Here is an 8,742-nt window from a genome sequence, read left to right on the forward strand (position 1 = left end):
CCGGCATCAACGAGGTCCAGGTCACCGCCTCACGCACCGGGCGGTACGCCGGCATCGACCCGCCACGCTTCGGGCCGGACATCACCCGGACCTTCGCGGGCCGGGCCAAGACCGATGCCGGCTGGCGCGACGTCACGATCGAGGTGACCTACCCCGAGTGGTGCGCGCTGACGGTCTACCGGCTGGTCGAAGGCCAGCGCTGTCCGTTCACGGAGACCGTGTTCTGGGAGGAGACCTACAGCCGCGCCGGCGGTGCCAACGCCGAGGTGCCAACGGCCATGTGGATCAAGCGCCCGCGCGGTCAGCTCATCAAGTGCGCCAAGGCCGCGGCGTTGCGGGCCGCGTTTCCGGAGGAGTCGAGCTACACCGCGGAGGAGATGGCGGGCAAAACCATCGAGCCCGAGGAGATGCCCGCATCCCCGGCGCCCCGTGCGCCGCAGGCCCCAGAGCCCGAGGCCACGTCTGAGGCGCTCAGTGACGCCTTCAAGGCCCAGGTCGCCAAGCTCGTCACCCGCGCGCAGAAGGCCCGCATCCACCCGTACCCGCTCACCCCAACCCACCCCACCCTAACCCAACAGACCGGGACCGCGTTCGTGCTCGCCGCGAGGCTTGCGCGTGCGCGCTCGGTCGGGAGTACACCATGCACAACACTGAGACCATCACCGACCGTATCGTGCTCGTCATGCTGGGGATCAGCATTTGGAGCGGCAGAAAGAAGCTCAAGCCCGAGGATCTGAATCTGCTCGATGGCGAGATTCCGCCCGAGGAGCTGGTGTCGCTGGGCTCCAAGCGCGTCTGCGATCCCGAGCCCCTGAAGCCGTTCCACCGCCTCAAGCAGTCGGCGGAGCGTGCCTGCCTGCGGGTCGGTACCCGCTTTCTGGGTGCAGATGCCGCTGGCGGCGTTCGAGGCGGCGCTTGCGTCGCTGTTCGAAGGCGCGGGCGATGTCGCCCAGGAGGTCTCGCCATCACCCACCACTGGGCGTCACGGACGCTGGCCTATGGCTATCTGGCCCACGAGGCCGCCCATGCGCGTTCGCCGCCGCTACCTCCTCCCCGCGCAGCGAGACGCGCAAGGTACTGCTCACCCTCACCGACGGCTTTCCGGACGACTTCGGCGGCGCCCTGGAGGTGGTGCAGTCGGCCACGGCTGCCGGCATCACGCCGATCGGTATCGGTATCGGTATCGGTATCGGAGAAAAGTCAACCTAACTTGCGCTGCGCCGCCCCGCTGCACCCTCGCCGGGCCAGCCTTGCACGCAACGTCATCATTGCCTAATCTCATACTCCCAAGCCAACCCGGAGGGCAGCATGGCCAACCTCAGCATCCGCAACCTCGACCCGCACCTCAAACACCAGCTCCGCGTCCGTGCTGCGCTGCATGATCGGTCCATGGAGGCCGAGGCCCGCGAGATCCTGCGCCAAGCGCTGGGCAATCCCAGGGTCTCCTCCGTATCGAGCACAGCCCCCGATCGCCAGCCGACCGTGAGCCCCGCTGGTAGCAATCTCACTGACGTTCATCCCGCGTAACCGCCATGCACAAGCGCGGCCTCTCCGAGCGCGACATCTGCACCAAGTTCATCACGCCAGCACTGCGCGCAGCCGGCTGGGACGAGCAGCTACAGATCCGTGAGGAGGTCAGCTTCACCAAGGGCCGCATCATCGTGCGCGGCAAGCTGGTCACACGCGGCAAGGCCAAGCGCGCCGACTACCTCCTCTACTACAAGCCCAACATCCCCATCGCCGTCATCGAGGCCAAGGACAACAGCCACGGCATCGGTGACGGCATGCAGCAGGCGCTCGGCTATGCCGAAACCCTCAACATCCCCTACGTCTTCTCCTCCAACGGCGACGGCTTTGTCTTCCATGACCGCACTGGCGCCAGCGCGACCCGTGAGCAAACACTCTCGCTCAGCGAGTTCCCCTCGCCCGAGACGCTCTGGGCCAGCTACCGCGCCTGGAAGGGCCTCGACGACACCGCCGAGCGGATCGTCCTCCAGGACTACTTCGACGATGGCAGCGGCAAGACCCCGCGCTACTACCAGGTCAACGCCATCAACGCCGCCATGGAGGCCATCGCCGCCGGTCAGAACCGCGTGCTGCTGGTCATGGCCACCGGCACCGGCAAGACCTACACCGCCTTCCAGATCATCTGGCGGTTGTGGAAGGCCGGCTGCAAGCAACGCATTCTGTTCCTCGCCGACCGCAACGTGCTGATCGACCAGACCATGGTCAACGACTTCCGCCCCTTCGGCGGCGCCATGGCCAAGCTCTCCACCAAGGCCAAGACCATCGAGCGCGCCGACGGCAGCGAAGAGACCCTGACCCTGGCACTCGACCGGAAACGGCGCATCGACACCGCCTACGAGGTCTATCTCGGGCTCTATCAGGCCATCACCGGGCCGGAGGAACGCCAGAAACTCTTTCGCGAGTTCTCGCCCGACTTCTTCGATCTAATCGTCATCGACGAATGCCACCGCGGCAGCGCCGCCGAGGACTCCGCCTGGCGCGAGATCCTGGCGCACTTCTCATCCGCCACCCAGATCGGCCTGACCGCGACACCCAAGGAAACCGAGTACGTCTCCAACATCGCCTACTTCGGCGCGCCCGTGTTCAGCTACTCGCTCAAGCAGGGCATCCGCGACGGCTTCCTGGCGCCCTACAAGGTGGTCAAGGTCCACATCGATCGTGATGTCGAGGGCTACCGGCCGGAGCAAGGCCAGCGCGACCGCGACGGCGATTGGGTCGAGGACCGCGTCTATAACACCAAGGACTTCGACCGTACCCTGGTGCTGGAAGGGCGCACCCAGCGGGTGGCCCGCAAGGTGACCCAATTCCTGAAGGAAAGCGGCGATCGCTATCAGAAGACCATCCTCTTCTGTGTCGATCAGGAACATGCCGCCCGCATGCGCCAGGCACTGATCAACGAAAACCCGGATCTGGTCGCCGAGAACAGCCGCTACGTCATGCGCATCACCGGCGGCGATGCCGAGGGCCAGGCACAGCTCGGCAACTTCATCGACCCGGAATCGAAGTGGCCGGTCCTGGTCACCACCTCACGGCTGCTCTCGACCGGCGTGGACGCCCAGACCTGCCGGCTGATCGTGCTGGACCGCGAGATCGGCTCCATGACCGAGTTCAAGCAGATCGTCGGGCGCGGCACCCGGGTGCATGAGGACAGCCACAAATACTATTTCACGCTCATGGACTTCCGGGGCGCCACCAACCACTTCGCCGACCCTGACTTCGATGGCGAGCCGGTGCAGAGCTACACCCCCGAAGCCGACGACCCCATGAACCCGCCCGACGCACCGCCCATGGATGATGACGGCGAGCTGCTGCCCGAGGAGCCGGGCGAAGACGAGACCCTCGTCGATGAGGGCCTCCCCGGCGGCGGAACGCTTCCGCCAGACCCGCCGGCGCCACGGAAAAAGGTCTATGTCGATGGCGTCAGCGCCACCATCGTCGCCGAGCGCGTCCAGTACCTCGACGAGAACGGCAAGCTCATCACCGAGTCCCTGCGCGATTTCACCAAGCGCGCGCTGCGCAAGCACTTCGCCAGCCTGGATGACTTTCTCAAGCGCTGGAAGGGCGCCGAGCGCAAGCAGGCCGTCATCGAGGCACTGGAAGACGAAGGCCTGCCGCTGGAGGTTCTGGGGGCCGAACTGGGCAAGGACCTCGACCCCTTCGATCTGATCTGCCACATCGCCTTTGATGCGCCGCCGCTGACCCGCCGCGAGCGCGCCGAGCAGGTCAAGAAGCGTGATGCCTTCACCCGCTATGGCGACCAGGCCCGCGCCGTGCTCGAAGCCCTGCTCGCCAAGTACGCCGACGAGGGCCTGCTCAACCTCGACGACACCAAGATCCTGAAGATCCCGCCACTGGACCAACTCGGCACCCCGGTCCAGCTCGTGCGCGCCTTCGGCGGCAGACCCGGCTTCGAGCAAGCCGTGCATGATCTGCAAGCCGCACTCTATAAGGAAACCGCCTGACCCATGTCCGTCCGCACCCTCGTCAAGTCCATCCAGGACATCATGCGCCAGGACACCGGCGTCGATGGCGATGCCCAGCGCATCAGCCAGCTCTGCTGGATGTTCTTCCTCAAGATCATCGACGACCAGGATCAGGAACTCGAACTGCTGCGCGACGACTACCGCGCGCCCATCCCGCCGCGCCTGCAATGGCGCGCCTGGGCCGCCGACCCCGAAGGCATCACCGGCGATGCACTGCTGGACTTCATCAACGACGACCTCTTCCCCACGCTCAAGGACCTGCCAGCGCGCACCCCACGCACCCGCACCGTCCGCGATGTCTTCGAGGACGCCTACAACTACATGAAGTCCGGCCAGTTGATGCGCCAGGTGGTCAACAAGATCAACGGCATCGACTTCAACAACCTCAGCGAGCGCCAGCACTTCGGCGACATCTACGAGCAGATCCTCAACGACCTGCAATCCGCCGGTAACGCCGGCGAGTACTACACCCCGCGCGCTGTCACCGCCTTCATGGCGCAGATGATCGACCCCAAGCCCGGCGAGATCCTGTTCGACCCCGCCTGCGGCACCGGCGGCTTTCTCACCTGCGCCATCCGCCAGATGCGCGAGCAGCACGTCAAGCGCCCGGAGGACGAGGCCCGCCTGCAAGCCGGGCTGCGGGCGGTGGAGAAAAAGCAGCTTCCGCACATGCTCGCCGTCACCAACATGCTGCTGCACGGCATCGAGGACCCGGCCTTTCTGCGCCACGACAACACCCTGGCGCGGCCCTACATTTCATGGGGCAAGGACGAGCGGGTGGACATCGTGCTGACCAACCCGCCCTTCGGCGGCCGGGAGGAGGACGGCATCGAGAGCAACTTCCCGCAGCACTTCCGCACCCGCGAGACCGCCGATCTCTTCCTGGCGCTGATCATCCGTCTGCTCAAGCCGGGCGGGCGCGCCGCCGTGGTGCTGCCCGACGGCACCCTGTTCGGCGAGGGCATCAAGACCCGGCTCAAGGAGCACCTGATGGAGGAGTGCAACCTGCACACCATCGTGCGTCTGCCCAACTCGGTGTTCCGCCCCTACGCCGCCATCGGCACCAACCTGCTGTTCTTCGAGAAAGGCACGCCGACCGAGCAGGTCTGGTTCTGGGAGCACCGCGTGCCCGAAGGCCAGAAGGCCTACTCCATGACCCGGCCGATTCGGCTGGCGCACCTGGATGACTGCGCCGCCTGGTGGGGTGGTCCGCAACGCCAGGGCCGTGTCGAGACCGAGCGCGCCTGGAAGGTCAGCGCCGAGGAGATCAAGGCGCGCGGCTACAACCTCGACATCAAGAACCCGCGTGTCGAGGAGGAGGACCACGGCGATCCTGAGACCCTGCTGGAGGAACTGACCAACGCCGAGGCCGAGGTGGTGGCCATCCGCGATCAGTTGAAGCAAATCCTGTCCGAGGCGCTGCTACGATAGGCCCAGCTGTCGGCCCTTGAACTCAAACCTCAAACCCGCGATCAGGCACCCATGCACCCGAGCATCAGCGAAAAGACCACCGAGATCGCGGCCATCTGCCGCCGGCATGGGGTGCGCCGGCTGGAACTGTTCGGCTCCGCGGCACGCGGTAGCGACTTCGATCCGGCGCGCAGCGATGCCGACTTCCTGGTGGAGCTTGGCCCGGCATCGACTGAGGGCGATCCGCTGCTGCGCTGGCTCGACCTGGAACAGGACCTGACTGACCTGCTCGGGCGCTCCGTCGATCTGGTCGATCGCCTGGCGCTGGAGCGCAGCCGCAACGACATCCGGCGCCGGGCCATCCTGCGCGGGCTGGAGCCGATCTATGGCTGAGTTGCCCGACAAAGATGTGGCCTACTTGCTGGACATGCTGCTCGCCGCCCGCGACGCGCACAAGACCCGGGCCGAGTAAGGAAACCACACCCATGCCCAAAAAATCCCTTGTGCCGGCCAAGACGGCAGCTACTGAGGTCAAACCAATGGAAGCTGTTCAGTTTGATGTTGAGCTAAAAGACGACCGGATTCAGGTGCCTCTTCGTTACCGTGCCTGGCAGGGGCGTCGTGTCAAAGTCATCCTCCTCAGCGAAGAGACCCCCGAGTCGTCAACATCGCATCGGTCCGCGCTGGAAATTCTGGCGCAGACCCCGAAGCATCGATTGTTCGAGAGCGCTGATGAGGTCGACCAGTACATCCGCTCAGAGCGAGATCAGTGGGACAACTGAGGCTACCAGATTCCGGGTTGATCTATCTCGACGCAAACTGCTTCATTTATAGCGTTGAGCACATTGAGCCCTATGACCCTGTGATGCAACAGGTCTGGTATCGTGGTGGTGTCATGACCAGTGAGTTGCGTCTGCTCGAAATGCCGGTCAAGCCATTCAAGGCTAAATGTTCCCGTCTGCCGGTGGTCAGGAGGCATGCCGGCGGCGGGCGGCGAAGAATGCGCGCAGCAGGTCGCCGCAATCGGCGGCGAGGACACCGCCTGCACAGTCGGTGCGGTGATTGAAGCGCGCGTCCGACGGCAGCAGGCGCGAAGACGCTGCCGCAGGCGCCGCCCTTGGGGGCGGCGGCGCCATAGATCACCCGGGCGATGCGGGCATGCACGATGGCGCCTGCGCACATGGGGCAGGGCTCCAGGGTCGCATAGAGATCGGCGCCGGTGAGTCGGTAATTGCCGACGTGTGCCGCGGCGGCGCGCAGGGCCTGGATTTCGGCGTGGGCGGTGGGGTCGTGGGCGGCGATGGGTTGGTTCCAGCCTTCGCCGAGCAGGACGCCGTCGCGCACGACCACGGCGCCGACGGGCACTTCCATCAACGCCATGGAAAAATGGTGCGTATCTTACAAAACCTGACACTTTCAGTATCCGGCAGATTCTGTCTTGATTCCGCCTGACTGCTCTATTAAGGTTCACGGCGTTCGTCGTGAGCTTCATTGGGGTTACGGCATAACTTCGGCCGCGATGTTCACCACCGCCACGGCGATTCCAATGCGTAACCGCACATGAAACAAATTCGTTGCCCCATGTGGTGAATGGGGTACATGAAGAAGTAGATGATCGGTTTTCTCGCTGCACTGCTGCCGATACCCTCGCTAGAGGACAATCTGCAGCAGACCTGCACCGCGCTTGATTTGTGAGTGGCCATTTTACAGCTTGATCTTACAAGGGGTGAAGAAAAACACATGAAGAAGACAATTTGGGCGGGACTTTTCGCAATTATCGTCCTTTCAGGCGGTTACGCAAATTCCGAGGATTACGATTACGCGTGCACTACCATCAGCCCATGTGAGTTTAACGAGTTCGGCCAACGTATCAAGTGCGACGAGCACCGTCGATGCCACAGCTGCTATATGTCGTCGTATTCTCCTCCTGGACTGACTTGCGTCACCCCGGATGATCCGTGGTTCAGTTCGAACATAATCATCGATGAATGTGTCGGGAATGAGAACGGGCATTTTGTCCACGGTAGAGACGCAGGCGATAGCTGTAAAGACTTCATGCTGGACAACGACCGACTGTACGCCAAGTGCCGAGCTGTGGATGGCGTTTATCAGGAAACCAGCCTAATTCTCTCAGACTACATTCTGGTGGTGGAACCCACGCGAGTTACAAACGGGGGACGAGCACTTATGACCTGCGCTCACTGAATCATAGGCAGTTGGTTGTGAGTATCGGTACGTAGTGTGTGAGCCAGATGTGTTAAGGCGCAGGGCGGCGCCTACACCCGCGTGAGCCCGTGGCCTTGCCGAGCGGTACTTTCCGCAACGTTAATAAGAGAATGTGTCACATGAAGAAGTTGATGATCGGTTGCCTTGCGGTGCTGTTGCCCATGCCATCGGTGGCGGGCAACCTGCAGTGGACCTGCACCGCGTTTGATCTGGAAGAGGGAACTCGTCTGGAGGCCTTCTGTGTCGAGAGGCCGAGGGCCAGCCTGCGCAATCCGCGGTGGTATCCCATCGGCATGATGCGGCGCACGTCGATCGACCTCGACCAGTGCGTCGGGGAAGATGCCAACGGCAATCTGGTGTTCGGCGACCAAAACGTCTCCAGTCAATGTCACTCGATTGGCTTCAACCAGACGAAACAGGGTCCCATGCTCTATGCGACCTGTCGCGATGATGCGGGGTTCGAGGTGGATTCGATCCCGCTGGATCTCTCGGTTGGTCTGTCCAGCGAGGGCGGGCAACTGGTCTGTTCTGGAATTGATGACTAAAGGAGCTACCGTATCATTAAAACATCCCTGATTCTGGGGCTGAAGTTTCCGGCTTTCGCTCGGCGGTTTACTGTTTGGCTTTATCGGCGATCGGGTGGAGCGTAAGAAGGCCCTGCAGTGGTCGATGTTCCTCATGGCCGAGCCCGCCGTCTTGGTGGGTCTGCTGCCGACGTATGAGCAGGTCGGAGCACTGGCGGCGCTGGTGCTAGGTGTTTGGTCCCGAGCGTTTCTCGGGGTCCATGTGTTTGCGCACGGTTGCCCATCGACTAAGACGGGCTTGTGCGCCGTCGCGCCGCAAAGAACGTGCGCAGCAGATCCCCGCACGCCGCTGCCAGAGCACCGCCTTCGCACTCGGTGCGGTGATTGAAGCGCGCGTCCGACGGCAGCAGGTCGAAGACACTGCCGCAGGCGCCGCCCTTGGGGTCGGCGGCGCCATAGATCACCCGGGCGATGCGGGCATGCACGATGGCGCCCGCGCACATGGGGCAGGGCTCCAGGGTCGCATAGAGATCGGCGCCGGTGAGTCGGTAATTGCCGACGTGTGCCGCGGC

Annotated in this window: 8 protein-coding genes and 2 pseudogenes; 8 read left to right on the top strand and 2 right to left on the bottom strand. The window is 63.7% G+C overall.

Annotated elements, in window-relative coordinates; all coding sequences use genetic code 11:
- The 7 genes and pseudogenes from QZ588_RS17015 to QZ588_RS17045 form a co-directional block, all read left to right on the top strand.
- A partial coding sequence (locus QZ588_RS17015; RefSeq protein WP_295544192.1) for a recombinase RecT occupies window positions 1-737 on the top strand: 737 nt, incomplete at its 5' end.
- Window positions 641-883, top strand: a pseudogene (locus QZ588_RS17020) (DUF3150 domain-containing protein); the annotation flags it as partial. The gene QZ588_RS17015 and the pseudogene QZ588_RS17020, both read left to right, overlap by 97 nt.
- A 425-nt stretch (window positions 884-1,308) precedes the next feature.
- Window positions 1,309-1,527 (top strand): plasmid stabilization protein, encoded by a 219-nt coding sequence (locus tag QZ588_RS17025; RefSeq protein WP_295544194.1) that lies wholly within the window; start codon window positions 1,309-1,311, stop codon window positions 1,525-1,527.
- 5 nt (window positions 1,528-1,532) lie between these two features.
- Entirely contained in the window at window positions 1,533-3,989 is a 2,457-nt protein-coding gene (gene hsdR, locus QZ588_RS17030) for an EcoAI/FtnUII family type I restriction enzme subunit R (RefSeq protein WP_295544196.1), read from the top strand.
- Between the two features lie 3 nt (window positions 3,990-3,992).
- Complete coding sequence (locus tag QZ588_RS17035; protein ID WP_295544198.1) at window positions 3,993-5,441, top strand: class I SAM-dependent DNA methyltransferase; 1,449 nt, start codon at window positions 3,993-3,995, stop codon at window positions 5,439-5,441.
- Window positions 5,442-5,492: 51 nt separating this feature from the next.
- The gene (locus QZ588_RS17040) at window positions 5,493-5,813 is read left to right on the top strand and encodes a nucleotidyltransferase domain-containing protein (RefSeq protein WP_295544199.1); all 321 of its coding nucleotides are present in this window, start codon (window positions 5,493-5,495) and stop codon (window positions 5,811-5,813) included.
- 92 nt (window positions 5,814-5,905) lie between these two features.
- Window positions 5,906-6,202, top strand: a complete 297-nt coding sequence (locus QZ588_RS17045; RefSeq protein ID WP_295544200.1) for a hypothetical protein — start codon at window positions 5,906-5,908, stop codon at window positions 6,200-6,202.
- 186 nt (window positions 6,203-6,388) lie between these two features.
- Here QZ588_RS17045 and tadA read toward each other — a convergent pair.
- Window positions 6,389-6,800, bottom strand: a pseudogene (tadA, locus tag QZ588_RS17050) (tRNA adenosine(34) deaminase TadA).
- 965 nt (window positions 6,801-7,765) lie between these two features.
- Here tadA and QZ588_RS17055 point away from each other — a divergent pair.
- Window positions 7,766-8,191, top strand: a complete 426-nt coding sequence (locus QZ588_RS17055) for a CVNH domain-containing protein (protein WP_295544201.1) — start codon at window positions 7,766-7,768, stop codon at window positions 8,189-8,191.
- A 266-nt stretch (window positions 8,192-8,457) separates the two neighbouring features.
- On the opposite strand, the gene QZ588_RS17060 is transcribed toward QZ588_RS17055, so the two are convergent.
- Window positions 8,458-8,742 (bottom strand): nucleoside deaminase (locus QZ588_RS17060; RefSeq protein ID WP_295544202.1); only part of this gene is annotated, 285 nt, incomplete at its 5' end.

Source organism: uncultured Thiohalocapsa sp., from assembly GCF_913062725.1.
In the GTDB taxonomy this organism is placed as follows: Bacteria; Pseudomonadota; Gammaproteobacteria; order Chromatiales; family Chromatiaceae; genus Thiohalocapsa.